Below are 24,738 nucleotides of genomic sequence, written 5' to 3' on the forward strand. Positions count from 1 at the left end.
CCTGTCGGGCACCTCGCACTAACGTGGGTGACATGGACTTCCGTTACCTCGGCAACAGCGGCCTCAAGATCAGCGAGATCGCGTACGGCAACTGGCTCACCCACGGCTCCCAGGTGGAGGCCGACGTCGCGCAGGCATGCGTGCGCCAGGCCCTCGACGAGGGCATCACGACCTTCGACACCGCCGACGTCTACGCCAACACCGTCGCGGAGGAGGTGCTCGGCGACGCGCTCAAGGGCGAGCGGCGCGAGTCGCTGGAGATCTTCACGAAGGTCTACTGGCCGACCGGTCCGCGGGGGCACAACGACTCGGGCTTGTCCCGCAAGCACATCCGCGAGTCGATCGACGCGTCGCTGCGCCGTCTGCAGACCGACTACGTCGACCTCTACCAGGCGCACCGCTACGACGTGGAGACGCCGCTCGAGGAGACGATGCAGGCCTTCGCCGACGTCGTACGCTCCGGCAAGGCGCTCTACATCGGTGTCTCCGAGTGGACGGCCGACCAGATCCGCGCCGGGCACGCGCTCGCGCAGGACCTGGGCGTCCAGCTGATCTCGAGCCAGCCGCAGTACTCGATGCTGTGGCGGGTCATCGAGGGCGAGGTCGTGCCGACGAGCGAGGAGCTCGGGATCAGCCAGATCGTGTGGTCCCCCATCGCGCAGGGCGTGCTCACCGGCAAGTACAAGCCCGGTCAGCCGGCGCCCGAGGGCTCGCGCGCCACCGACACCAAGGGCGGGGCCGACATGGTCGCTCGCTTCCTCCAGGACGATGTGCTCGAGCGCGTCGCGCGGCTCGAGCCGATCGCCGACGACCTCGGACTGTCGATGGCGCAGCTCGCGGTCGCGTGGGTCCTGCAGAACCCGAACGTCGCCGCGGCGATCATCGGCGCCTCGCGACCGGAGCAGGTCACCGACAACGTCAAGGCGAGCGGTGTGCGCCTCGATGCCGAGGTGCTCAAGACGATCGACGAGGTCCTCGGTGACGTCGTCGTGCGCGATCCGGCGATGACCGCACGCAACGCGCCTGACACGCGCCCGAGCTGACGGAGAGGGACACGATGAGCACGTTGGGGGAGACAGGGCCGAACCGCCGTCTCATGCAGCTGTCGGAGAGCGAGTGCTGGGAGCTCGTCGGCACCCAGGAGGTCGGCCGGATCGGGTTCGTGGCCGAGGGGTCGCCGCAGATCTTCCCGGTGAACTTCATGGTCCACGAGCACCGGATCCTGTTCCGCACCACGCCGTACGGCGCGGTCGCCCAGGCCGTCACCGACACGCCGATCGCCTTCGAGGTCGACACGATCGACGGCGCCAACCAGACCGGGTGGTCGGTCCTGCTCACCGGCATCGGTCAGCACGAGACCGACCCCAAGGTCCTCAACGACCTGTGGGGGCCGAACCGTGCGTCGCCGTGGGCGGACGGTGCCCGGGTGCTCTGGATCTCGCTCACGCCCACCGCGGTCAGCGGGCGTCGGATCGCCTGGAGCTGACCCTCACGAGACACGGTGCGGCCCACCCGGCATGATCGCGCCATGAACCCGACGGTGAGCCCAGACGAGCTCGCGGACATGCTCGAGCAGGTGCGCCAGCTCGTCCGCCGAGACGTCGTGCCGCGCGAGCGAGAGATCGCCGACGCGGACGCGATCCCCGCCGACCTGCTCGCCAAGGCGAAGGCGATGGGCCTGTTCGGGTACGCCATCGACCAGGAGTGGGGCGGGCTCGGGCTCGACCTCGTCCAGGAGGTCGAGCTGGCGATGGAGCTGGGATACACGTCGCTCGCGTTCCGGTCGATGTTCGGCACCAACAACGGCATCGCCGGGCAGGTGCTGGTGAACTTCGGCACCGACGTCCAGAAGGCGACCTGGCTCGAACGGATCGCCAGCGGTGACGTCGTGGCGTCGTTCGCCCTCACCGAGTCGGGTGCGGGGTCCAACCCCGCGGGGCTGCGCACCAGGGCGGTGCGCGTCGACGACGGGTGGTCGATCACCGGGGAGAAGCGGTTCATCACCAACGCTCCGCTCGCCGACCTCTCCATGGTGTTCGCCCGCGTCGACGTCGAGGAGGGCGACCCGATCGCGGTCTTCCTCGTGCCGGGCGGCACGGCGGGGGTCACCGTCGGACCGCACGACCGCAAGATGGGCCAGGAAGGCGCCTGGACGGCCGACGTGCACCTCGACGACGTCCGCGTCCCGGACGACGCGCTGGTCGGCGGCGCGGTCGACGTCGGCTACCGCGCCGCGATGACGTCGCTGGCCAAAGGCCGCGTCCACATCGCCGCGCTCGCGGTGGGCCAGGCGCAGCGGGCCCTCGACGAGTCGGTCGCGTACGCAGCGACGGCCACCCAGGGAGGCACGCCCATCGGTGACTTCCAGCTCGTCCAGGCGATGCTGGCCGACCAGCAGGTCGGTGTCCTCGCCGGCCGCAGCCTCGTCCGCGACACCGCCCGCCGCTTCGTCAGCGGAGAGGACCGCCGGATCGGCCCGTCCGCGGCGAAGCTGTACTGCACGGAGATGGCCGGCCGCGTCGCCGACCTCGCGGTCCAGGTCCACGGCGGCTCCGGCTACATGAGGGACTCGACCGTCGAGCGCATCTATCGCGACGTCCGACTCCTCCGCCTCTATGAAGGCACGAGCGAGATCCAGCGCCTGATCATCGGCTCGAACCTCCTGCGGGAACAGCGCCGCAACGCCTGATCAGGTCAGCCGGACGACGACGTCGGCCCGTGCTCGCGTGGCCTCGACCAGCCGCGCGTTGGCCTGGTCGCTGCGCGCCACCCACGCCTCGGCCTCGGCCGGTGACTTCCCGAAGGCGACGTGCCGCGCCACGAGCCGGCGTACGCGGAGCTCCTTGTCCTCGGCGAGGAACCACACCTCGTCGAGCAGCGCTCTCACCGCCTGCCAGCCGGGCTCCTCGAGCAGGAGGTAGTTGCCCTCGGTGAGCACGAGCTCGGCGGCACGCGGAACCGCGATCGCCCCGGCCACGGGCTGCTCCAGCTCGCGCTCGAACGCCGGGCCGTAGACGACCTCCTCCTCGCGGCGGGCGATCCGGCGGAGCGTGGCGGCGTACCCGCCGACGTCGAAGGTCGTGGGCGCCCCCTTCACGTCGCGCAGCCCCAGCCGGTCCAGAGTGACGTCGGCCAGGTGGAACCCGTCCATCGGGAGGTGCGCGACGTCCAGATTGGTCGCCCTCGCAAGGAGCTCCCCGACGAGCCACGACTTGCCCACCCCCGGTGCGCCGGTGATCCCGAGGAGGCGTCCACCGTCTCGTACGAGTCGGTGAGCGCGGTCGGCAGCCCGGTCGAGGTCGTCCACGACGATCGTCACGCACACCAGTGTGTCGTGCACGAGCCGTGCGGGCAGGCGGTCGGACCCTCTACGCTCGTGCTCTGCCCACCCGACGGAGGACGCGATGAACATCATCACGCGAGGGTTCCGCGGCCGGCGCGGTGACGACGACGTCACCCTTCCCCCGGGGCAGTACCTCGAGCGTGGCTTCCCGGTGCTGTCGGCCGGACCCACCCCGCAGGTCGCCCCGGGGGCCTGGTCCTTCACGATCACCACCGAGGGCGGCGAGAAGCACCACTGGAGCTGGATGGAGCTGCAGGCGCTCCCGCGCGAGGACATCACCGTCGACATCCACTGCGTCACCAAGTGGAGCAAGCTCGGCACCCGGTGGACAGGAGTCAGCCTCGACGTCCTGCTGTCGGGCATCGACACCGGCGCTTCGTACGCGATGGCGCACTCCTACGGCGGCTACACCACCAACCTCCCGCTCGCGGACCTGCGCGACGGACAGGCGTGGGTCGCGTACGGCTACGACGGGCAGCCGCTCCGTCCCGAGCACGGCGGACCGGCACGGCTCCTCGTGCCCCACCTCTACTTCTGGAAGTCCGCAAAGTGGGTCACCGGGCTCGAGCTGATGACCACGGACCGGCAAGGGTTCTGGGAACGCGCGGGCTACCACGACTACGGCGACCCCTGGCGCGAGCAGCGCTACGCGGGCGACTGAGGCCCCGGCACGTGACCGGGATGCCGTGGAGGCGAGCCGTGGTGCTCGCCCGTCGCACCGAGACGGCGACTGCCGCGACGCTTCTCCTGCACGTCGAGGGGCAGCCGGCGGCGACCGCCGGGCAGCGGGTGGAGATCCGCCTCACCGCCGAGGACGGATACACCGCCGACCGCGAATACTCGCTCGCGCGGGCAGGAGAGCCGGACCGGGCCGAGATCACGGTCCAGGCGATCGACGGCGGTGAGGTGTCGCCGTTCCTGGTCGACGAGCTCGAGATCGGCTCCGAGCTGCAGGTGCGCGGACCGATCGGTGGATGGTTCGTGTGGCGGCCGGACCAGACCGAGCCCGTGCTCCTGGTCGCCGGCGGCTCGGGCATCGTCCCGCTCATGGCGATGGTTCGTGCGCGCAGGGAGGCCGGCAGCAAGGCCCCCTTCCGGCTCGTCTACTCCGTCCGCTCGCGCGAGGAGATGTTCTACCGCTCGGAGCTGCGCATGCCCGATCCGGGTGTCGACGTCACCGAGGTCTACACCCGAGAGGCGCCCGAGGGGTCTCGCCGTCCGGCCGGACGGCTCACCGTCGCCGACGTGAACACGGGCGGGTGGCCGCCCGACTTCGCGCCGACCGCCTACATCTGCGGGCCGACGGGCTTCGTCGAGAGTGCCGCGGACATGCTTCTCGCCCTCGGTCACGACGCGCGCCGGATCCGCACCGAGCGCTTCGGCCCGACGAGCTGACCGCACGACGGATGCGGACCATCGTCCCGGACGCCATGATGGCCGGGATCACCACCACCAGAGGGGGCGCCTGATGACGGGCAGCAGCAGCGACGTGGAGATTCACATCGGCGAGGGTCTCGCGGGGACGCAGACCGTGGAGGTGGCGGTCTCGGAGAAGGGGACCGCTGAGCTCCTCGCGGCCCTCGACGAGCACGACATCGGCCACGACGTGCTCGACAAGCGCGTCGAGTCCCTCCCTGGGGGCACCGTCCTCGCCGTCGGCTCGTTCCACCTCGGGCAGGGCGGTGCCGGGCTCGGAGACGCGCTCGCCGACTGCGCCCGACGCCTCGAGCCGGTGGTCCCCGTGGTCACGATCGGAGGGACCCCGTACGAGGTGGCCGAGTCCGGAGCCGTCGCCTCGGCGCTCGTCGCACTCCGTGCCGCCCAGGACGAGCGGGACGCCGCCGCCGCCGAGGCCCGGTCGGAGTGGGAGCGTGACTACGAGCAGGAGCAGGGGGCGGAGGACTCCGAAGAGCCCAAGGGCTGACGGCCTCAGGCGGCGCGGAACCACTTGGCGAGCTTGTCGAGCTCGCCCTCGGAGCTGGGGCGGTCGGACTCGCCGGACTCGTCAGCGTCCGCGGGCTCGTCCGCTGCGCGATCTTCGACCACCGGCCGCTCGACCGTGGGCTCCTCGGCCGTGGGCTCCTCAGCCTCAGGGCCTGCCTCGGCCTCAGGACCGGCCTCATCCTCAGGCCCAGCCTCGGCCACCGGCTCCTCCGGGGTGGCATCGGCCTCCGCGGTCGGCATCCACCCCGCCGGCACCGGCAGATACGGCCGAGGCACTCCGGGGTCGTTGAGCAGCGACGTCAGCCGGTCCAGCTCGCGGGCGAGCTGGATCTCCGGGGCGACCTCCTCCTCGACGACGAGGTACTTCGCGATGCTCTCCTCGCGTGCGATCGCGGCGGCGCTGCGGGTCGGCTCGGCGGCCGAGCTCTCGACCGAGGCCGGGCGAGGCGTGGGGAAGACGAGGCCGGTGCTGTCCAGTCGGGCCGCGTGGACCGTACGGACGACGAGGACCGCCGTGAGCACCAGCGTCGCGGTGACCCACCCGGCCACCAGCTGATCGACCGGGGCGTCGGGCGCGAGGGGGAGCAGGAGGTTGAAGGGGACGAGTGCAGCGCTGAGGGCCACCAGGAACAGGGTCCCGAGCGGGCGCCACCATCGGCTCTCCCAGCCGAACAGCACGCGCTCACGCTCTTCGACCGAGCCGCGATAGTCGGGGAGGTCCGTCGGCAGCCCGTTGAGCCATCGGCGCTGGGCCCGGACGGTCCGGCGCCAGTCGCGCCGTACGAGCACGTCGGCGACCAGGCCACCGGTCATCACGGACAGCAGCACGACCAGGACCGGCACCACGAGAGCGTCCGGCAACCCCGTGACGCAGAGCAGCAGCGTCAGTGCGGCAGCGGCCGTCGTCGTGACCAGCCCGATCCACATCCGCCGCGGTGTTCGAGTACGTCCCGAGTCCATGCTCTCCTCCCTTGACGCCCCTCCGGGGATACGTAATCAGTCCAACAGGACAACGTGGTCTCGACCACTCCAAGTTCCTCGTACGCGGTGAGACGTGTCACCCGGCTGCTCGGCGCGCCGGCGGCCGCACTGTCTAGGATGGGCAGGTGATCGACATCGAGGACGAGGTGACGGCGCGCGACGGTGCCGTGGACGCCACCGGGACAGCGAGCCCTCTGGCCTGGCTGATGGCGATCGGCGGCGTGATCGGACTGGTCGCCTCGGCGATGCTCACCTACGACAAGATCAAGCTCCTCGAGACCCCTGGCGCCAGCCTCGCCTGCTCGATCAACCCCTGGGTCGACTGCGGCGGCGTCGTCTCGAGCTGGCAGGCCTCACTCTTCGGCTTCCCCAACACGTTCCTGGGCCTCGCCGGCTTCTCCGTGGTGACCACGCTCGGCGTGCTGCTGCTCTCGGGCACACGGCTGCCTGAGTGGTTCTGGGTGGGGCTCCAGGTCGGCGCGGTCCTCGCGGTCGCCCTGATCACCTTCCTGCAGTACACGAGCATCTACAACCTCGTGAAGCTGTGCCCCTACTGCATGGTGGTGTGGACGGTGACGATCCCGCTGTTCGTGGCCGTGACCGCGCGCAACCTGCGATCCTGGGCCCCGACGTCGGCGGTGACCCGCTTCGTCTCCAACTGGACGCTGCTGATCGTCCTCCTCTGGTACGTCGCCGTCGTCTCGGCGATCTGGTTCCAGTTCGGGCCTGAGCGCCTCTTCGCCTCCTGAGGGGACGGGCCTGCGGGAGGACAGATGTCATCCCCGACTGCCCACTTTTCGCTCTGGGAGCCGCCCCACGTCGCTCCGTAGCGTCGTCCGTACGGCCCAGGTCGGGCCCTGGACGGAGGAGCGACATGACAGAGCAGCTGAGCCGGGACGGTACGTCGGAGACCGCGGACCGGCGGGGCACCTTCCTCGACGACCTGGCAGCGGCGGTGGTGAGCGCTGCAGCCGCTGCGTTCGTCTGGTTGCTGTGGAGCCAGGTCATCGGCGTGGAGCTCGAGGTGAAGGGGTTCGGCGGCGGCGTCCAGGAGGTGGGCGTGGTGTCGGTCGTGCTCAGCACGGTCGCCTTCGTCCTGGTCGGTGCGGCGTTGTTGAGATGGATGCAGCGGCGCTCGGAGGCGGGGCTGCGGTGGTGGACCTGGATCGCGACGGCTTTCGCGGTCGTCTCGCTGATGTCGCCGACCTCGGCGCTGTCGGCGCGTGCGGTGGTCGCGCTGGTGAGCATTCACGTGGTCGTCGCGGCGGTGGCCATCCTGTGGTTGCGGCATGTTCACCGGCCCGTCGACGGTCCACGCGAGCGCGTCGCCGCACGCGGACGAGCAGTAGGTTGAACCTCATGGCCGAGACGTGGGGCTGCCAGGCGCGACGGTACGCCGCTGTCCTCGTCTGGGTCCCGTTGCTCGCGGGTGTCCCGTTGTTCGCCCTGCACGGCGGGTCGGCGCAGGTCCTCGGTCAGATCGCGATCCTGTCAACGGTGGCGGCAGCCTCGGTCGCCACCGTGCTGACCGGACGCGTCGCGGCACTGGTCGTCCTCGGTGTGGCGACGGTCGTCGCGTCCACGCAGGGCGAAGGCTGGATGACTCCGTGGACCCTGCTCGCGATCACCGCGCCCGTCGTCTTGAGGGGGTGGCCGTTGGCGGTGACCGTCGTCGCCGCGGCTGCCGGTTCGGCGACGGCGATGTGGAGGGTCGACGACGTCGGCGAAACGTTCTGGATCGGCGTCGCGGGGGTGCTGCTCGCTGGCGGAGCGACGACGGCCTACCTTCGGCTGCTCGAGGCGAACGCGGCGTTGCGGTGCACGCGCGCCGAGCTCGCCCGGGTGGCCGTGGCGGAGGAGCGTGAGCGGTTCTCACGCGACCTCCACGACCTCCTGGGACACACCCTGAGCGTGATGGTGGTCAAGGCGCAGGCGGTACGGAGGCTCGCGGAGCGCGACCCGGCGGCTGCGGCCGTGCACGCCGCCGACATCGAGCGGATCGGCCGCGACGCGCTCGTCGACGTACGGCGCGCGGTGGACGCGATGCGGGCGCCGCGGCTGTCGGAGGAGCTCGAGGGCGCACGTCACGCCTTGTACGCGGCGGGGATCCGGAGCGAGGTGGTTCCCTTCGGTGGTGAGCTCCCCGAACCGGTCGACGAGACGCTCGCCTGGGTGGTGCGCGAGGGCGCGACGAACGTCATCCGGCACTCTGGCGCGACGCAGGCGACGTTTGCGCTGACCGGCGTCGACGGAGAGGTGGAGCTGACCGTCGCCGACGACGGGGTCGGGGGGCCTCTCGAGGTGAGCAGACGTGACGGTGGGCTCGAAGGGCTTCGTCGGCGGGTCGCGGCGGTGGGGGGTCTGCTGACGTACGAGCCGGCGGACGAGGGTTTCCGTCTGGTCGCGCGGGTGCCGGTGACGTGATCCGGCTCCTTCTCGCCGAGGACCAGGCGATGATGCGGGGCGCGCTCGCGGTGCTCCTCGACCTCGAGGACGACCTCGAGGTGGTCGCCCAGGTCGACGACGGCGACGACATCGTGCCGACTGCTCTCCGCGAGCGGCCGGACGTGGCACTCCTCGACATCGAGCTGCCGCATGTGAGCGGTCTGGAGGCGGCAGAGCAGCTCGCGACCGTGCTTCCGGAGTGCCGTGTCGTCATCGTCACCACCTTCGCGCGCACCGGGTACCTCCAGCGGGCGATGGCCGCCGGCGCTCGGGGCTATCTGGTCAAGGACGCGCCCGTGGAGGGCCTCGCCGATGCCATCCGGCGGGTCGCCGCCGGCGGCACCGTCGTCGACCCCGAGCTCGCCGGTGCGGCGCTGCGGGCACCCGCGAACCCGTTGACGCCGCGCGAGAAGGAGGTCCTCGCGGCAGCCGAGGACGGCTCGTCGATCGTCGACATCGCCGGCCGCGTCCACCTCTCGCCGGCCACCGTCCGCAACTACCTCTCGGTCGCGATCAGCAAGACCGGCACCCGCAACAAGACCGAGGCGGCGCTGCTGGCCCGCGACAACGGCTGGCTGTGACCCGTCCTCACCAGCCCCGGGCGATCCGGTCACGGAGCCACCCGTACGAGGCCTTCGGGGTGCGCCGGCCTGTCGAGAAGTCGACGTAGGTGAGCCCGAACCGCTGGGTGTAGCCCTCGGCCCACTCGAAGTTGTCGAGCAGCGACCACACGAGGTAGCCGCGGACGTCGACGCCGGCCGCGCGCGCCTCGCCGACCGCACCGATGTGGGCGTCGAGGAAGGCGATGCGGTCGGAGTCGTCGACCGTCCCGTCGGGCGAGAGCTCGTCGGGGTACGAGCAGCCGTTCTCGGTGACCACGATCGGCGGGAGCCCGGCCCCGTAGGTGTCGCGCAACCCGACCAGGAGCTCGGTGAGCCCGTCGGGGACGACCGGCCAGCCGAAGCCGGTCTGCGCCGGACCCTCGATCGGCACAAGCTCGAACGGGAGCGGACTGCCCGGACCGGGCGCCTTCACCTGCGTGGGGTTGTAGTAGTTGACGCCCAGCAGGTCCAGTGGCTGCCCGATCACCGACAGGTCGCCGTCTCGCACCACCGCGCCGGCACCGGCCACGGCGGCACCGAGCTCGTCGGGGTAGGCGCCACGGAGCACGCTGTCGAGGAACATCCTGTTGTGGAAGGCGTCGTACGCGCGCGCCGCGGCGGTGTCCGTCGCCGAGGTCGACGCCGCGCGTACGGGTGTCAGGTTGTTGACGAGCATCACCGGCGCGTCACCCGGCCCTGCTCGTAGCGCCTGCGTCGCGAGCCCGTGCGCGAGCAGCTGGTGGTGCCCCGCCGCGAAGGCGTCGAGGAGCAGAGTCTCTCCCGGTGCGTGGGTGCCGAAGGCGTATCCCAACGCCATGTGCACGAACGGCTCGTTGAGGGTGCCCCAGGCCGCGACCCGGTCGCCGAGCACCTCGGCGACCACCGCGGCGTACTCGGCGAACCTCTCGGCGGTCGCGCGCGCCATCCAGCCACCGGCGTCCTGCAGGGCTTGGGGAAGGTCCCAGTGGAAGAGGGTCGGGACCGGCGCGATCCCCCGCTCCAGGAGGCCGTCGAGGAGTCGGTCGTAATAGCCGATCCCTGCCTGGTTCACGGGTCCCTGGCCGCGGGGCTGCACCCGTGGCCATGCGAGGGAGAACCGGTACGCGTTCGCGCCGAGACCGGCCAGGAGGTCGAGGTCCTCGGGCCACCGGTGGTAGGAGTCGCACGCGACCGCACCGGACGAGCCGTCGGTGACCCGGCCGGGCTCGGCGCAGAAGGTGTCCCAGATGCTCGGGCCACGTCCGTCCTCGTCGGCGGCGCCCTCGATCTGGTACGCCGCGGTTGCCGCGCCCCACCAGAACGACGAGTGACTCGCGACCCTGGTCACGCCAGCTGCCATGGGCACATACTGTGCGCGTGTCCAAGATCACGCAAGCGCCTTCGGCCGCGCTGCGTCGCGCACGGTTGGCGACGTCGGTCGGGTTCTTCCTCCAGGCCGCGATCCTGGTCACCATCTTGTCGCGGCTGCCGACGTTCGAGGACGAGCGGGGCGTGACCGAGGCCGACGTCACGATCATGCTGCTCCTCACGTCGGTCATCGCGGGGGCGGGCTCCTTGCTCGCCGAGCGGATCGCGGTGCGGCACTCGAGCGCGCTGGCTCTCCGGCTGGCCCTGCTGATCATCAGCGCGATGGTCGTCGTGGTCGGCCTGGTGGAGTCGCTGCCGGGCATGTACGTCGCCTTCGCCGTCTACGGGATCGGCGTCGGGGCGGCCGACGCGGCGACGAACATGCAGGGCGTGACCGTCCAACGGCTCTACGGCCGTAGCATCATGACCCGGTTCCACGCCATGTGGAGCATCGGCGCGATCGTCGGCGCCTTGTACGCCGCCGGCAGCGCCGAGCTCGGGATCGGACTCATGCCCTCGCTGGTCGCGCTGGGCCTGGTCGGGATCGTGGTCACCGTCGTCGTCTCGCCGTCCCTCGTGGGCCCGGGCGTCGAGCAGGAGGTCACCCACGACTCCGAGGGCTCCGCCGCGTCCCTTCACGTCCCGTGGCGGCCTCTGCTGGCCCTGGGACTCGTGGTGATCGTCTTCTATCTCGCCGACACGTCGGTGATGAGCTGGAGCTCGCTCTATCTGCACAAGGCGCTCGACTCGAGCGAGACCGTCGCCCCGCTCGGATATGCGGCCTACCAACTTGGTGCCGTGATCTCGCGGCTCGCCGGCGACCGGTTCGTCAGCCGGTACGGCGCCGTGCCGGTCGTCCGCGCCGGCACCGTGGTGGGGCTGGTCGCGCTCTTCCTGGTCGTGGCCGCGCCGGTGCCGTGGATGGCGATCGCCGCCTTCGGCCTGATGGGGTTGGGGCTGCCGATCGTCATCCCGCTCGCGTTCGCTGCCGCGGGCAGCATCCCCGGCACCGATGCCGACGTTGCCATCGCGCGTCTCAACCTCTTCAACTACGTCGGCAACATCGTCGGCGCGGCGCTGATCGGCGCGTTGGCGACCGGTGGTCAGCTGCGGTGGATCTACGTCGTACCGCTGGTCCTCGTCCCGCTGATCCTGCTCGTGGCGCGGACCTTCGCGCCGGAGCGCGAGATCGAGGGCGTCGCCCGAGCCCGCCCCTGACACTCGGGGGTGTCGCCGAGGCGGAGCCCAGCGGTTCCCGGCTACGCCGCCAGGCCCACGACCCGGTGACGCATGCGGGCACTCCTCGTTGAGCGCGATCACTCGCTTGGCCAGCCGGACTGGTTCGGCGAGCGGTGAGCGTCGCGAGTTCTTCACTGCGGGTGCGCCAGCGCGTCTCCGCAGGAGTTCGAGCGTCACGATATTAAGCCCGGAAACGACCGTTTCCGGACAGAAAGGGGATTCCCCGAGAATGGGGTGCCGTAAACCCCTCCCGGATCGAAACCAGTTATGGGTCCTCGGAGTTTCGGTCCTGATTTTCGGTGCGGCTGAGTTTCCGGCAACGCGACGCGAAGTGCTCCTGTCGGCTATGGCGCGACGGCGGGGGCGGGGGCGTCGATCGCGAGCTTCACGCCGATTGCACCGAGGAGCGTGCCAGTGACCCACTTCTGCCACCGCATCCAGGCCGGCTTGCGTTGTAGGAACGTGGCGACTGATCCGGCGGCGAGGATGATCGCGCCGTTCACGGCAACGCCGACGAGGATCTGGATCGCGCCGAGCTGAAATCCTTGGGCCACGATGCTGCCGGCTGCGGGGTCGATGAACTGCGGGATAAGCGCGAGGTAGAGGATCGCGACCTTCGGGTTGAGGAGGTTCGTCAGGAGCCCCATGCGAAAAAGCTTGCCGAACGAGTCCCGCGGAAGATCGTTGGTTTCGAACAGCGATTTCCCGCCCGGGCGGAGCGTCTTGTAGGCGAGCCAGAGAAGGTAGACGGCACCCGCGACCTTCAGGGCGATGAACAACCACGGGACGACGAGAAACACTGCCGCCAACCCGAGGTTTGCCATCGCCATGTACACGACGAACCCCACGGCCGTCCCGGACAGTGACATCATTCCGGCGCGCCATCCCTGACTGATGCTGCGGGAGACGAGATACATCATGTTCGGCCCCGGGGTGAGGGCGAGCCCGAGCTCGATGAGCGCGATACCGACGGCGGCGGACAGCGAGACCATGCAAGCTTCTTTCGTGAGGAGGGTTGCGGTGAGCATCCCCCTCGATGCCGAACTCCACCAAGTCTCCCACTCGCTGCCGGCGACAGCGCGCCCCCTTCTTGGGCGGGTGTGCCGGGGTTTGCCCCTCTTGTAGGAATCCACAACGGACCGAAACTGATCGTTTCTGAACGATGAGCGCCGGCCTCCTCGATGTCGACGACACGCTCGGGCAGGCGGTCCCAGAACGCTGGACCGAAACCAAACGACCCGAAACTTCCCGTAGACCGCTTTCGGGATGCCGCTGGTAGCAGCGGCCCAGTGAACTCTGGCGGTCTCTGGCAGCGGTCGGCAGAACGTGATGCCGTCCTCGTACCCGGGCCGCGCCCCTGCTGCCACGCCCGCGAGCTCCCGAAGGTGAATGACGCTGTCGCTCGTGGTCGCGGGTCACCAGTCGTCGCGCCACTCGATCGTGTCGAAATCAGCGTTGAGCCAGACAGCTGGACAGGAGATGTCCTCAGATTTGGCGACTTCGACATCTCGCTGTCGGCGCCCAGCTGCGGACATCTGGGACACAGGAAGGATCCCCGCAGCGACGTCGTCGCGTAGGTAGCTGTTCACGAAGATGGTGCCCTCGAGTTTGAATCCGAGATACTCGGGAGCGGTGGCGAGCACGGTGACGGTTGCCGTCTGGTTGGTGCGGGGTTTGAGCCATCTCGTCACGGTGAACGTCATCGGCGCGAGGTGGTCCTTGTTAGTAGCGCCCACCTCGGTCAGGACGCCCTCGAAGATGTATCGAGAGCACGCGATTTCTTCGACGCCGGAGAGCTGGACGTCGCGCGCGGTAGGCCCGTCATCGCTCGACGAGCAGCCCGTGCCAAGGAGTACGGCGGCCGAACACATCCAGACCAGGCTTGCTCGGCGCGCGATGGCCCCCGGGACCGCGACTCCGCTCACTGCCGGGAGCCCGACACCACGCGCAGGCGCCGCAGGGCCTCCGCGATCACCGGCTCCTGCTTGCAGAACGCCCAGCGTACGAGCGGTCGCCCGGCATCCTCGTCGTCGTAGAACACCTGCGTCGGGACGGCGACGACCCCCGCGATCTCCGGCAGCGCTCGGCAGAACTCGATGCCGTCCTCATAGCCGAGGGGTCGGATGTCGGTCGTCGCGAAGTAGGTGCCCTCGGGCACGTACGTGGTGAAGCCGACCTCGTCGAGGCCCGCGCAGAGCTGGTCGCGACGCGCCTGCAGCGTCGCGGCGAATCCCTCGAAGTACGCCGCGTCGTGCCCGAGCGCGTGAGCGATCGCCGGCTGGAGCGGAGCGCCGGAGGTGTAGGTGAGGAACTGCTTGGCGCCCACGGCCGCGCGGACGAGCTCGGGCGGACCGCTCAACCAGCCCACCTTCCAGCCGGTGAACGAGAACGACTTCCCGCCGCTGGAGATGGTGAGCGTCCTCTCCCGCATCCCGGGGAGGGTCGCGAGGGGCACGTGCGCATGGCCGTCGAAGACGAGGTGCTCGTACACCTCGTCGGTCACCACGACGAGGTCGTGCTCGACGGCCAGGTCGCGGATCGCCTCGCGCTCCTCGGGGTTCAGCACCATCCCGGTGGGGTTGTGCGGGCTGTTGATCAGCATCATCGTGGTCCTCGGTCCGACCGCCGCCCTCAGCGCGTCGAGGTCCAGGCGGAAGTCCGGCGCACGCAGCGTCACCGGCCTGCGCACGCCGCCGGCGAACTCGAGCACCGCCACGTAGGAGTCGTAGTACGGCTCAAGGACGACGACCTCGTCGCCGGGATCGACCAGACCGAGGATCGCCGCGGCGATCGCCTCCGTGGCGCCGGTGGTCGCGGCGACCTCGGTGTTCGGGTCGAGCTCGATCCCGTACCAGCGGTGCTGGTGGTCGGCGACCGCCTGCCGGAGCGCCGGGACGCCGATCCCGGGCGCGTACTGGTTCGCCCCTGACCGCATCGCCTCGACCGCCACGTCGATCACGTCCTGCGGGCCGTCGGTGTCGGGGAACCCCTGCCCGAGGTTCACCGCTCCGGTGCGTACGGCGAGCGCCGACATCTCGGCGAAGATCGTGGTCCCGAGGCCGGCGACGCGCATGCTGCTGGTCTTCATCGCCCTGACTCTAGGTGTCGACGGTGCCGTCGGTCTCCCGGTGCGAGACTGGACGGGTGTCAACCGTGACCGTGTCGCCACCGCGACGCCCGAGCCGGCGCCGTACGCCGCTGGGGCGGGCGCTGACCGCGTTGGGGGTCGTGCTGGTGCTCGTCGGCGTCGGCATGCTGGGCTACGTCGGATGGCAGTACTTCGGGACCAACATCGTCTCCAAGCAGCAGCAGGCCGAGATCCGCGACGACCTCGTCAAGTCGTGGGCGTCTCCGGACGCCGAGGAGGCGGACATCCCGGGGCGCGCGATCGGCCTCCTGCGGGTCCCGCGCTTCGGCGACGACGAGGTGCCCATCGTGAGGGGCGTGGACGACCGCTCGCTGGCTCGGGGCGTCGGATGGTTCCCCGACTCGGCGCGCCCGGGAGAGATCGGCAACGTCGCGATCGCCGGGCACCGGGTCACCCACGGTGAGCCGTTCCGCGACTTCCTCGAGCTGAGGAAGGGCGACAAGGTCGAGATCGAGACGCGGACGCACATCTTCACCTACCGGCTGCGCGACGACGGGACCGACCGCGAGCTCGACTTCTCGGAGAGCTGGGTCCTCGACCCGGTGCCTGAACGTCCGGGTTCGAAGCCGACCGAGCGGCTCCTCACGATGGTGACCTGCTCCGAGCTGTTCCACACCGACAAGCGGTCGGTCGTCTTCGGAGAGCTGGTCTCGTCGGTGGAGAAGCAGCCCGCCGATACGCTGACGCCATGAGCGATCGCGACGCCCTCATCGACCAGATCAAGGACAAGTCCGTCATCCACGGCACGGTGACACTGTCCTCCGGCAAGGAGGCCGACTACTACGTCGACCTCCGGCGGGTCACTCTCGACCACGAGGCGGCGCCGCTGGTGGGGCGCGTCATGCTCGACCTCCTCGACGACCTCGACTACGACGCCGTCGGGGGGCTGACGATGGGGGCCGACCCGGTGGCGGCGGCGATGCTGCACCAGGCCGCCGCGCAGGGCCGAGCCCTCGACGCGTTCGTCGTGCGAAAGGCCGAGAAGGCGCACGGCCTCCAGCGGCGGATCGAGGGGCCGGACGTCGCCGGGCGTCGCGTGGTGGCGGTCGAGGACACCTCGACCACCGGTGGCTCGGTTCTCACAGCGGTCCAGGCCCTGCGGGAGGCCGGTGCTGAGGTGGTCGCCGTCGCGGTCATCGTCGACCGGGAGACCGACGCCGCCGATCGGGTCCGCGGCGAAGGGCTCGACTACCGCTTCGCGGTGTCCAAGAGCGACCTGGGCCTGTAGGCCTCCCGGGCCGCGACGGCGACGTCCGGCTGGTCGGCGAACACGCCGTCGACGCCCAGGTCGAAGAGCGCGGCCAGCTCCGCGCCCACGTCGCCGCCCTCCTGCTCGAGATCGCTGCTGCGCAGGTCGCACGCGAGGAACGCGTTCTCCTGCCGCACCGTCCACGCGTACACCTGCAGCCCGGCCGCGTGCGCCTGCGCCGTCAGCGTGCTCGGGACGCCCCGCGACCCGTCGGCGGAGCGGGGCAAGAGCAGGTCCTTCGGGACTCCGAGGACCTGCGCGTACTCGGCGACGGCGCCGAGGCCTTCAGGGGTGACCATGTCGGCGTACGTCAGCGGGTCACCGGCCTGGCTGCGGTCGTACGGCGCCCCGTTGGGCAGGACCAGCTGGAGCAGGCAGAGCTGTGACCCGGCGGCGAGAGCCTTCAGGTTGGACACCTCGAGCGACTGGACCAGCAGCCCTGACGGCGGGTCGTCGAGGCCGCGCTCCCTCAGCGTCCGGAGCAACGGCTCCTCGAGCGGCAGACCGCGATCGCGGAAGTACGTCGAGCTCTTGAGCTCGGGGTAGACATCGACGCGTCGCCCGTACTGGGTGGCGGCGACTTCCGCGAGGTCGAGGATCTCGTCGAGGGTCGGCACCTCGTACCAGCCGTCGTAGGCGGTGCAGCCCGGGCGCAGGTGCGAGATCCGCTCCTTGGCCCGCAGCGTCTTGAGCTCGTCGAGGGTGAAGTCCTCCGTGAACCACCCGGTCACCCGGCGGGCGTCGACCACCTTCGTCGTCCTGCGCGCCGCGAACTCCGGATGCTCCGACACGTCGGTCGTGCCGCCGATCTCGTTCTCGTGCCGAGCGACGAGGACACCGTCGGACGTGCTGACGAGGTCGGGCTCGATGGCGTCGGCGCCGAGCCCCACGGCCAGCCGGTAGGCGGCGAGGGTGTGCTCCGGCCGATATCCGCAGGCACCGCGGTGTGCGATGACGATCGGCGTGGGTACGTCGGGCATCCCGGCCGATCGTAGGCGGTCGGGTCAAGCCTCGCAGGAGAGCCGCGCCGTACGACGTCGGCGGCGTGACACCGTACGCTCGGCGCGTGGACCCGGAGGACGAGCAGGCACCGGTGGTCGGCGTGGGGCCCTGGGAAGGCCCGTGGCCCGACGACCCGCGGCTCGACCCTGACCTGCTGCGCGAGGGCGACCGGCGCAACGTGGTCGACGGCTACCGCTACTGGACGGTGGAGGCGATCGTCGCCGACCTGGACACCCGCCGGCACCCGTTCCATGTCGTCGTCGAGAACTGGCAGCACGACCACAACATCGGCTCGATCGTGCGGACGGCCAACGCCTTCGGGGCCGCAGAGGTGCATGTGGTCGGGCGGAGGCGGTGGAACCGGCGCGGCGCGATGGTCACCGATCGCTACCAGCACGTACGCCACCACCCCGACGTCGACGACCTGGTCGCGTGGTCGCAGGGTGCGGGCGTGCCGCTGATCGCGATCGACAACGTGGAGGGATCGCGGCCCATCGAGCGGGCGCTGCTGCCACGGGAGTGCGCGCTGGTGTTCGGCCAGGAGGGGCCGGGGCTGTCGCCGGACCTTCTCGCCGCTGCCGAGGCTGTCCTCGCCATCTCGCAGTTCGGCTCGACGCGCTCCATCAACGTCGGCGCGGCTGCCGCGGTCGCGATGCACGCCTGGATCCTCCAGCACGCCGAGATCGGCGATTGACCGCTCGGGCGTCGGCGGGCGTCCTCGACGGGTCCTAGGCTCGGGCCCATGCCCCGCAGACTGGTCGTGGTCGGAGGGGACGCTGCGGGCATGTCCGCGGCGTCCACCGCAAAGCGCGCGCTCGGCGACGCGATCGACGTGCTCGTCCTCGAGCGGCAGCGGTGGACGTCGTACTCGGCGTGCGGCATCCCCTACTGGGTGGCCGGCGACGTCGCGACGGCCGACGACCTGGTGGCCCGAACCCCCGAGGAGCACCGCGCCAACGGCATCGATGTGCGCACCGGCTCGACGGTCACCGAGCTCGACCTCGATGCCGGCAAGGTCGTCGCCCTCACGCCGGACGGCACGCAGTCCTTCGGCTACGACGAGCTCCTGATCGCCACCGGCGCGGAGCCGATCCGTCCCGACGTGCCCGGCGTCGAGTCGCGAGGGATCCACGGGGTCCAGACCCTGACCGACGGGCGCCGGGTGCTCGACGCGCTCGAGACCGACCCCAAGCACGTCGTCATCGTCGGGGCGGGCTACATCGGGGTGGAGATGGCCGAGGCATGCATGCGCCGCGGCCTGGAGACGGTGGTCGTCGGCAAGCACCCGACACCGATGCCGACGATCGACGACGACCTGGGCGAGCTCATCGCCGCGGAGATGCGCGCCGACGGGATCGACGTACGCACCTCCGTCACCGTGACCGGCTTCGAGGACGACGCCGAGGGGCGGGTGCGCGCTGTCGTCACCGACCAGGGTGCGATCCCGACCGACCTCGTGATCCTCGGCACCGGCGTGCGCGCGCGCACCGAGCTCGCGGCCGGGGCTGGGCTCCCGACAGGGATCAAGGGTGCTCTCCCGGTCGACCCGCGCGGCCGCGTCGACGCCGAACGCCACGTCTGGGCGGCCGGTGACTGCGTCGAGACCCGCAACCGGGTCAGCGGCCGCGCGGCGTACGTCCCCCTCGGCACCCATGCCAACAAGCAGGGGTGGGTCGTCGGACGCAACCTGGCCGGCGTCGACGTCGCCTTCCCCGGTGTGCTCGGGACGGCGATGACCAAGGTCGTGACGCTGGAGATCGCGCGGACGGGCCTGGGTGAGCAGGAGGCCGCAGACGCCGGGTTCGACGCGCTGGTCGTCCGGATCGACGCGACGACGAGTGCGGGATACATGCCCAACGCGCGCTCGATGACGATCAAGGTCGTCGCCGAGCGCTCCACCCACCGGCTCCTCGGCGCCCAGATCGTCGGGAGGGAGGGGGCGGCACTCCGGATCGACTCCTTCGCGCTCGCGCTGTGGAACGAGATGACCGTCGACGAGCTGATGATGACCGACCTCGGCTACGCGCCCCCGTTCGCGTCGGTCTGGGACCCGGTCCAGCAGGCCGCGCGCGCGGCAGCCACCCGGCTCGGGCCACGGGCCTGACACGGCGGGCGGGTGGTGGGCGATAATGACCACACCGCCTGATGTGTGGCAAACCAGCACTGGTCGATGAGGAGTCAGCATGCCTGTCGCAACCCCCGACGTCTACGCCGAGATGCTCGACAAGGCGAAGCGTGAGTCGTTCGCCTACCCGGCGATCAACGTCAGCTCGTCCCAGACCCTCAACGCGGCTCTCGCCGGGTTCGCGGAGGCCGAGAGCGACGGCATCATCCAGATCTCGACCGGCGGCGCCGACTACCTCTCGGGACCGACCGTCAAGGACATGGTTGCCGGCTCGCTGGCCTTCGCCGCGTATGCGCAGGAGGTCGCCAAGAACTATCCCGTCAACGTCGCCCTCCACACCGACCACTGCCCGAAGGACAAGCTCGACGGGTTCGTCCGCCCGCTGCTGGCGGCGTCGACCGAGCGGGTCCAGCAGGGCGGCCTTCCCTATTTCCAGTCGCACATGTGGGACGGCTCGGCGGTGCTGCTCGACGAGAACCTCCAGATCGCGGAGGAGCTGCTCGCGGCGTGCGCCGCAGCCCACGTGATCCTGGAGATCGAGGTGGGTGTCGTGGGCGGCGAGGAGGACGGCGTCGTCGGCGCGATCGACGACAAGCTCTACACCACGCCGTCCGACGCGCTCGCCACCGTCGAGGCGCTCGGCACCGGCGAGAAGGGCCGCTACCTCACCGCCCTGACGTTCGGCAACGTGCACGGCGTCTACAAGCCCGGCAACGTCAAGCTCCGCCCGGAGGTCCTCGACGCCGCTCAGAAGGCCGTCCAGGAGAAGTACGGCATCGAGCGCGCATTCGACTTCGTCTTCCACGGAGGCTCCGGCTCGACCGCCGAGGAGATCGCGGAGGCGGTCTCGTACGGCGTCGTCAAGATGAACATCGACACCGACACCCAGTACGCGTTCACGCGTCCCGTCGCCGACCACATGTTCCGCAACTACGACGGCGTCCTCAAGGTCGACGGCGAGGTCGGCAGCAAGAAGCAGTACGACCCGCGTGCCTGGGGCAAGGCCGGCGAGGCCGGCATGGCTGCCCGGGTCGTCGAGGCGTGCCAGCACCTGTCGTCGACGGGCACCAGGATCGCCTGACCGACCGGAGCCGGCGGCGGGCGCAGCGCTACGGTGAGCCCATGACGAACCTCTTGGGAGAGCCGCCGGAGACCCTGCTGCCCGCCGACCCGGTGGCCGACGCCGACGGGACCCCCCAGGAGCTGGCCCGCGACAACCCGTCGTCGAGCCTCGCCTGGGCGCTCTGTGCGGAGGAGGCCCTCGCCGACGGCGAGGACGTGACGGCGTACGCGTTCGCGCGCACCGGCTACCACCGGGGCCTGGACGCGCTGCGACGCAACGGTTGGAAGGGCCACGGCCCCATCCCGTGGGGACACCCGGGCAACCAGGGCTTCCTCCGGGCGCTCGCCGACCTCGCGGAGGCCTCCGAGCGGATCGGCGACCTCGACGAGGCCCACCGGTGCCGGGAGTTCCTCCGGGAGTCGAGCCAGGAGGCGTACGACGTGCTCGTGCTCGGCGGGCGCGCCGGCGCGGAGTAGGAGACCCCGGACGAGGCAACAGTGGCCGCGGACTAGAGCCATCCCCCGGTAGACTCCGTCGCGGCCACTGCTACCCGACCATTGTCACCCTCAAGGGGTCACACCGCAATATGTCTGATTCGGACAGTTCTAGTCGGTCTCAGCGCCCCGCTTGATCCCGGCTGGGAGCAACATCCGGTAGGCGCCCGGGACGACCGTCCAGGTGCGCTCCCGCAGCCCGTCACCCGTCTCCCCGTCGGCATTCCACGACATCGCCTTGCCCGAGATGGTGACCGACCTTCCCCGCGTGGTCACGACGTCGTCGCGGTCGGTGTGCGAGCCCCTCAGGAGCCTCACGCCGTAGGCGATCCGGCGGTGCATGGGGTTGGCCCGCGACACGGTCACGTCCAAGATCCCGTCCGTGGGGTCGGCCTCGGGGAGCAGCGGCGCCCCGCCTCCGACGTATCGGCCCACCCCGACCGCGACCTGCACCACGTCGTCATGGCGCACCAACGACCTGCCGTCGACGACGACGCTCAGCCGCGCCGGAGAGCCGAGGAGCCCGGCCTTGAGTGCGCCGACCACGTATCCCGCGGGGCCCAGCCGTCGCTTCCAGGGCTCGGCGTCCTTGCCCGCCTGAGCGCCGACGCCCACGTGGACGGCGTTGACGACCACGTGGTCGTCGTCGTCGATGGCGATGTCGTGCGGAGTCGGCGTCGCCCCGAGGAGGCCCTGAGCCACCTTCTCGGGGTCCTCGTCGAGACCGACCGTGCGGGCGAAGTCGTTGCCGGTTCCCATCGGGACCAGCGCCAGCGTGGCGGTCGAGAGCCGGTCGAGCGTCCACAACCCCTGGACCGTCGCGTGGAGCGACCCGTCACCACCGGCGACCACCACGACATCGACGTCGGGGTGCGAGACGAGCGCCTCCGCCAGGTCCTCGGCGTCGCTGGTGCGGGCCACCTCGACGGTCCAGGAACGGCGGAGCGTCTCCAGGATGCGCTCGAGCACCTCGTCGTCGGAACTCCCGGCGTCGGCGTTCGCGATCAGCAGTGCGGCGGTCATGGAACGAGGTCTATCACCGTGGGGAAACTCCGTCCGAGGGCGAGGCCGATAGACTCCCACCGTAAGAGCCCCTCCCGTGGGGCTTGTCGTATGTTGTCAGGTGGTGCGCCTCCCATGCCCGCAGTCGTGATCGTCGGAGCCCAGTGGGGTGACGAAGGGAAGGGCAAGGCGACCGACCTGCTCGGCAGCCGCGTCGACTACGTCGTGAAGTTCAACGGTGGCAACAACGCCGGGCACACGGTCGTGATCGGCGACGAGAAGTACGCGCTCCACCTCCTCCCCAGTGGCATCCTCACCCCCGGCTGCATCCCCGTGATCGGCAACGGCGTCGTGGTGGACATCGGTGTCCTGTTCGAGGAGATCGACGGGCTCGAGGCCCGCGGCGTGGACACGTCGCAGCTCAAGGTCAGCGCGAGCGCGCACGTCATCCCCGAATACAACAAGGTGCTCGACAAGGTCACCGAGCGATTCCTCGGCTCCCGCAAGATCGGCACCACCGGGCGGGGCATCGGCCCCACCTACGCCGACAAGATGAACCGCCAGGGCATCCGCGTCCAGGACATCTTCGACGAGAAGATCCTCACCCAGAAGGTCGAGGGCGCGCTCGAGCTCAAGAACCAGATCCTCACCAAGGTCTACAACCGTCGCGCCGTCACCGTCGAGGAGGTTGTCGAAGACCTTCGCTCGTACGCCGACCGGCTCGCGCCGTACGTCGCCGACACCACGCTGCTCCTCGACTCGGCCATCGTCGACGGCAAGATCGTCCTGCTCGAGGCGGGCCAGGCGACGATGCTCGACGTCGACCACGGGACGTACCCGTTCGTCACGTCCTCCTCGGCCACGTCCGGAGGTGCGGCGACCGGGTCCGGGATCGCGCCGACCAGGATCGAGCGCGTGATCGGGATCGTCAAGGCCTACACGACGCGTGTCGGCGAGGGGCCGTTCCCGACCGAGCTCTTCGACGAGTCCGGCGAGTTCCTCCGGGAGCAGGGTGCCGAGTTCGGCACGACGACGGGACGCCCGCGTCGTTGCGGCTGGTACGACGCGGTGATCGCGCGTTATGCGGCGCGCATCAACGGGGTGACCGACTTCGTCCTCACCAAGCTCGACGTCCTGACCGGCCTGGAGACGATCCCTGTGTGCGTCGCCTACGACGTCGATGGAGTGCGGCACGAGGAGATGCCGGTCAACCAGACTGACTTCCACCACGCCGTCCCGGTGTACGAGGAGCTGCCCGGCTGGAGCGAGGACATCTCCGGCGCGCGCTCGTTCGAGGACCTTCCGCCCACCGCGCAGGCGTACGTCCGCCGTGTGGAGGAGCTCTCGGGAGCCCGGATGTCGGTGATCGGCGTCGGTCCCGGTCGCGACCAGGCCATCGTCTGCCACGACCTGATCTGAGTCAGGCGCCGCCTGGTTCCGGGCCGGCGGCCACTAGGGTGGGGGCCCGTGAAGACCCTCGTGATCGGGACCGGCGGCCGTGAGCACGCCCTCGCCCTCGCACTCTCCCGTGATCCATCGGTCGCCGAGGTGCACGCCGCGCCGGGCAACCCCGGCATCGCGCGGATCGCGACGCTGCACGACGTCGACCCGATGGACGGCGAGGCGGTCGCCGAGCTCGCGGTCTCGGTCGGCGCGGACCTCGTCGTCGTCGGCCCGGAGGCTCCGTTGGTGGCCGGCGTCGCCGACGCCGTCCGCGCGCGGGGCATCGCGGTGTTCGGTCCGTCGGGGGAGGCTGCGCAGCTCGAGGGATCGAAGGCGTTCGCGAAGCAGGTGATGGCCGCTGCCGAGGTCCCGACCGCGGTCGCGCACGTGTGCACCGACGCCGACCAGGTCGCCGCGGCGCTGGACGCGTTCGGTCCGCCGTACGTGGTGAAGGACGACGGCCTGGCCGCGGGCAAGGGCGTCGTGGTCACCGACGACCGGCAGGAGGCGGTCGAGCACGCGGCCGGGTGCGGGCGGGTGGTCGTCGAGGAGTACCTCGACGGGCCGGAGGTCTCGCTCTTCGCGCTGTGCGGCTACAGCGAGGCCGAAGGCGCCACGGTTGTGCCGCTCCAGCCGGCGCAGGACTTCAAGCGCGCCTACGACGACGACGCCGGCCCCAACACCGGGGGCATGGGGGCCTACACGCCGCTCCCGTGGGCGCCTGCCGGGCTGGTGGACGAGGTCACCCGTCGCGTCCTCCAGCCCACGGTGGACGAGATGGCGCGGCGCGGCACCCCCTTCTCCGGGCTCCTGTACGCAGGACTGGCGCTGACCTCTCGCGGACTGAAGGTCGTCGAGTTCAACGCGCGCTTCGGTGATCCTGAGACCCAGGCCCTGATGGCACTGCTCGTGTCGCCGATCGGTCCGCTGCTCCACGCCGCCGCGACGGGCACCCTCGACGAGGTCCCGGCGCCACGGTGGCGTGACGGTGCGGCGGTCACGGTCGTCGTGGCCGCCGAGGGCTATCCCGTGTCGCCGCGCAAGGGCGACAGGATCCGCGGGGTCGAGGAGGCCGACGCGCTCGAGGGAGTCGACGTCATCCACGCGGGTACGGCGCTGGACGCCGCCGGGCAGCTGGTGACCGCGGGCGGGCGCGTGCTCGCCGTCACCGCCTCCGGCCCCGATCTGGACGCGGCGCGGCGACGGGCGTACGAGGCCGTCGACCTGATCACGATCGACGGCGCTTTCTCCCGCCGCGACATCGCCGCGAGGGCCGCCGGAGCCTGACTTCGGGTGCCGTGCCAGGGGCCG

The 24,738-nt window shown here is 70.6% G+C and carries 27 protein-coding genes; 19 read left to right on the top strand and 8 right to left on the bottom strand.

Annotated features, from left to right (window positions below):
* Positions 1–32 precede the first annotated feature (32 nt).
* Genes KV100_RS11555 through KV100_RS11565 form a run of 3 tightly spaced genes read left to right on the top strand, consistent with a single transcriptional unit; the run spans position 33 to position 2,689 of the window.
* A complete protein-coding gene (locus KV100_RS11555; RefSeq protein WP_220343197.1) occupies positions 33–1,043 on the top strand; it encodes an aldo/keto reductase family protein in 1,011 nt (336 codons plus the stop codon).
* A gap of 14 nt (positions 1,044–1,057) precedes the next feature.
* Positions 1,058–1,486, top strand: coding sequence for a pyridoxamine 5'-phosphate oxidase family protein (locus tag KV100_RS11560; RefSeq protein ID WP_220343198.1), 429 nt, complete (start codon positions 1,058–1,060; stop codon positions 1,484–1,486).
* 42 nt (positions 1,487–1,528) lie between these two features.
* Positions 1,529–2,689 (top strand): acyl-CoA dehydrogenase family protein, encoded by a 1,161-nt coding sequence (locus KV100_RS11565; protein ID WP_220343199.1) that lies wholly within the window; start codon positions 1,529–1,531, stop codon positions 2,687–2,689.
* Here the strand turns inward: KV100_RS11565 and KV100_RS11570 are convergent, their stop codons facing one another.
* On the bottom strand, positions 2,690–3,319 hold the full coding sequence (locus tag KV100_RS11570) for a nucleoside/nucleotide kinase family protein (RefSeq protein WP_308291422.1): 630 nt from the start codon (positions 3,317–3,319) through the stop codon (positions 2,690–2,692).
* An 85-nt stretch (positions 3,320–3,404) separates the two neighbouring features.
* Between KV100_RS11570 and KV100_RS11575 the strand changes: the two genes are divergently transcribed.
* The 3 genes from KV100_RS11575 to KV100_RS11585 all read left to right on the top strand — a co-directional run bounded on the left by KV100_RS11575 (position 3,405) and on the right by KV100_RS11585 (position 5,267).
* Complete coding sequence (locus tag KV100_RS11575; RefSeq protein WP_220343200.1) at positions 3,405–4,004, top strand: sulfite oxidase-like oxidoreductase; 600 nt, start codon at positions 3,405–3,407, stop codon at positions 4,002–4,004.
* Between the two features lie 38 nt (positions 4,005–4,042).
* Positions 4,043–4,738, top strand: coding sequence for a ferredoxin reductase (locus KV100_RS11580; RefSeq protein WP_301022249.1), 696 nt, complete (start codon positions 4,043–4,045; stop codon positions 4,736–4,738).
* Positions 4,739–4,811: 73 nt separating this feature from the next.
* The gene (locus KV100_RS11585; protein ID WP_220343201.1) at positions 4,812–5,267 is read left to right on the top strand and encodes a hypothetical protein; all 456 of its coding nucleotides are present in this window, start codon (positions 4,812–4,814) and stop codon (positions 5,265–5,267) included.
* A 5-nt stretch (positions 5,268–5,272) separates the two neighbouring features.
* Here KV100_RS11585 and KV100_RS11590 read toward each other — a convergent pair whose 3' ends face one another.
* Positions 5,273–6,247 carry a hypothetical protein gene (locus KV100_RS11590; protein WP_220343202.1) on the bottom strand — a complete coding sequence of 325 codons (975 nt, stop codon included), beginning with the start codon at positions 6,245–6,247 and terminating at the stop codon, positions 5,273–5,275.
* Between the two features lie 146 nt (positions 6,248–6,393).
* Between KV100_RS11590 and KV100_RS11595 the strand changes: the two genes are divergently transcribed.
* From KV100_RS11595 to KV100_RS11610, 4 genes are all read left to right on the top strand, one after another.
* On the top strand, positions 6,394–7,017 hold the full coding sequence (locus tag KV100_RS11595; RefSeq protein ID WP_220343203.1) for a vitamin K epoxide reductase family protein: 624 nt from the start codon (positions 6,394–6,396) through the stop codon (positions 7,015–7,017).
* A gap of 125 nt (positions 7,018–7,142) precedes the next feature.
* On the top strand, positions 7,143–7,622 hold the full coding sequence (locus tag KV100_RS11600) for a DUF6069 family protein (protein WP_220343204.1): 480 nt from the start codon (positions 7,143–7,145) through the stop codon (positions 7,620–7,622).
* A gap of 5 nt (positions 7,623–7,627) precedes the next feature.
* Positions 7,628–8,692 (top strand): sensor histidine kinase, encoded by a 1,065-nt coding sequence (locus KV100_RS11605; protein ID WP_220343205.1) that lies wholly within the window; start codon positions 7,628–7,630, stop codon positions 8,690–8,692.
* Positions 8,689–9,294 carry a response regulator transcription factor gene (locus KV100_RS11610; RefSeq protein WP_220343206.1) on the top strand — a complete coding sequence of 202 codons (606 nt, stop codon included), beginning with the start codon at positions 8,689–8,691 and terminating at the stop codon, positions 9,292–9,294. Before KV100_RS11605 ends, KV100_RS11610 begins: the two co-directional genes overlap by 4 nt.
* Positions 9,295–9,301: 7 nt before the next feature.
* On the opposite strand, the gene KV100_RS11615 is transcribed toward KV100_RS11610, so the two are convergent.
* On the bottom strand, positions 9,302–10,654 hold the full coding sequence (locus KV100_RS11615) for a GH1 family beta-glucosidase (RefSeq protein ID WP_220343207.1): 1,353 nt from the start codon (positions 10,652–10,654) through the stop codon (positions 9,302–9,304).
* Positions 10,655–10,671: 17 nt separating this feature from the next.
* Here KV100_RS11615 and KV100_RS20180 point away from each other — a divergent pair, with 17 nt between their 5' ends.
* Positions 10,672–11,880 carry an MFS transporter gene (locus tag KV100_RS20180; RefSeq protein ID WP_220343208.1) on the top strand — a complete coding sequence of 403 codons (1,209 nt, stop codon included), beginning with the start codon at positions 10,672–10,674 and terminating at the stop codon, positions 11,878–11,880.
* A gap of 365 nt (positions 11,881–12,245) precedes the next feature.
* Here the strand turns inward: KV100_RS20180 and KV100_RS11625 are convergent, their stop codons facing one another.
* The 3 genes from KV100_RS11625 to KV100_RS11635 all read right to left on the bottom strand — a co-directional run bounded on the left by KV100_RS11625 (position 12,246) and on the right by KV100_RS11635 (position 14,989).
* The gene (locus KV100_RS11625) at positions 12,246–12,893 is read right to left on the bottom strand and encodes a LysE family translocator (protein WP_220343209.1); all 648 of its coding nucleotides are present in this window, start codon (positions 12,891–12,893) and stop codon (positions 12,246–12,248) included.
* A gap of 423 nt (positions 12,894–13,316) precedes the next feature.
* A complete protein-coding gene (locus KV100_RS11630) occupies positions 13,317–13,772 on the bottom strand; it encodes a hypothetical protein (protein ID WP_220343210.1) in 456 nt (151 codons plus the stop codon).
* Between the two features lie 50 nt (positions 13,773–13,822).
* Positions 13,823–14,989: a pyridoxal phosphate-dependent aminotransferase gene (locus tag KV100_RS11635; RefSeq protein ID WP_220343211.1), complete on the bottom strand. Its 1,167-nt coding sequence runs from the start codon at positions 14,987–14,989 to the stop codon at positions 13,823–13,825.
* Between the two features lie 56 nt (positions 14,990–15,045).
* Here KV100_RS11635 and KV100_RS11640 point away from each other — a divergent pair, with 56 nt between their 5' ends.
* The gene (locus KV100_RS11640; RefSeq protein ID WP_308291423.1) at positions 15,046–15,741 is read left to right on the top strand and encodes a class E sortase; all 696 of its coding nucleotides are present in this window, start codon (positions 15,046–15,048) and stop codon (positions 15,739–15,741) included.
* Complete coding sequence (gene pyrE / locus KV100_RS11645) at positions 15,738–16,277, top strand: orotate phosphoribosyltransferase (protein ID WP_220343212.1); 540 nt, start codon at positions 15,738–15,740, stop codon at positions 16,275–16,277. Before KV100_RS11640 ends, pyrE begins: the two co-directional genes overlap by 4 nt.
* On the opposite strand, the gene KV100_RS11650 is transcribed toward pyrE, so the two are convergent.
* Positions 16,238–17,278: a glycerophosphodiester phosphodiesterase gene (locus KV100_RS11650; RefSeq protein ID WP_220343213.1), complete on the bottom strand. Its 1,041-nt coding sequence runs from the start codon at positions 17,276–17,278 to the stop codon at positions 16,238–16,240. The two genes, pyrE and KV100_RS11650, sit on opposite strands and share 40 nt — an antisense overlap.
* Before the next feature lie 86 nt (positions 17,279–17,364).
* Here KV100_RS11650 and KV100_RS11655 point away from each other — a divergent pair, with 86 nt between their 5' ends.
* The 4 genes from KV100_RS11655 (at position 17,365) to KV100_RS11670 (ending at position 20,964) form a co-directional block, all read left to right on the top strand.
* Positions 17,365–17,994, top strand: a complete 630-nt coding sequence (locus KV100_RS11655) for a TrmH family RNA methyltransferase (RefSeq protein ID WP_301021505.1) — start codon at positions 17,365–17,367, stop codon at positions 17,992–17,994.
* A 48-nt stretch (positions 17,995–18,042) separates the two neighbouring features.
* Entirely contained in the window at positions 18,043–19,404 is a 1,362-nt protein-coding gene (locus tag KV100_RS11660) for an FAD-dependent oxidoreductase (RefSeq protein ID WP_220343215.1), read from the top strand.
* A gap of 79 nt (positions 19,405–19,483) precedes the next feature.
* Positions 19,484–20,506, top strand: coding sequence for a class II fructose-bisphosphate aldolase (gene fbaA, locus KV100_RS11665; protein WP_220343216.1), 1,023 nt, complete (start codon positions 19,484–19,486; stop codon positions 20,504–20,506).
* A gap of 41 nt (positions 20,507–20,547) precedes the next feature.
* Positions 20,548–20,964, top strand: coding sequence for a DUF3151 domain-containing protein (locus KV100_RS11670; protein ID WP_220343217.1), 417 nt, complete (start codon positions 20,548–20,550; stop codon positions 20,962–20,964).
* Positions 20,965–21,093: 129 nt separating this feature from the next.
* Here KV100_RS11670 and KV100_RS11675 read toward each other — a convergent pair whose 3' ends face one another.
* Positions 21,094–22,005 (bottom strand): diacylglycerol kinase family protein, encoded by a 912-nt coding sequence (locus KV100_RS11675; RefSeq protein ID WP_220343218.1) that lies wholly within the window; start codon positions 22,003–22,005, stop codon positions 21,094–21,096.
* Between the two features lie 114 nt (positions 22,006–22,119).
* Here KV100_RS11675 and KV100_RS11680 point away from each other — a divergent pair, with 114 nt between their 5' ends.
* Both KV100_RS11680 and purD read left to right on the top strand, forming a co-directional pair.
* Entirely contained in the window at positions 22,120–23,403 is a 1,284-nt protein-coding gene (locus tag KV100_RS11680; protein WP_220343219.1) for an adenylosuccinate synthase, read from the top strand.
* Between the two features lie 48 nt (positions 23,404–23,451).
* Positions 23,452–24,714 (top strand): phosphoribosylamine--glycine ligase, encoded by a 1,263-nt coding sequence (purD, locus tag KV100_RS11685; RefSeq protein WP_220343220.1) that lies wholly within the window; start codon positions 23,452–23,454, stop codon positions 24,712–24,714.
* Positions 24,715–24,738 lie beyond the last annotated feature (24 nt).

It is taken from the genome of Mumia sp. zg.B21 (assembly GCF_019550855.1).
Taxonomy (GTDB): domain Bacteria; phylum Actinomycetota; class Actinomycetes; order Propionibacteriales; family Nocardioidaceae; genus Mumia.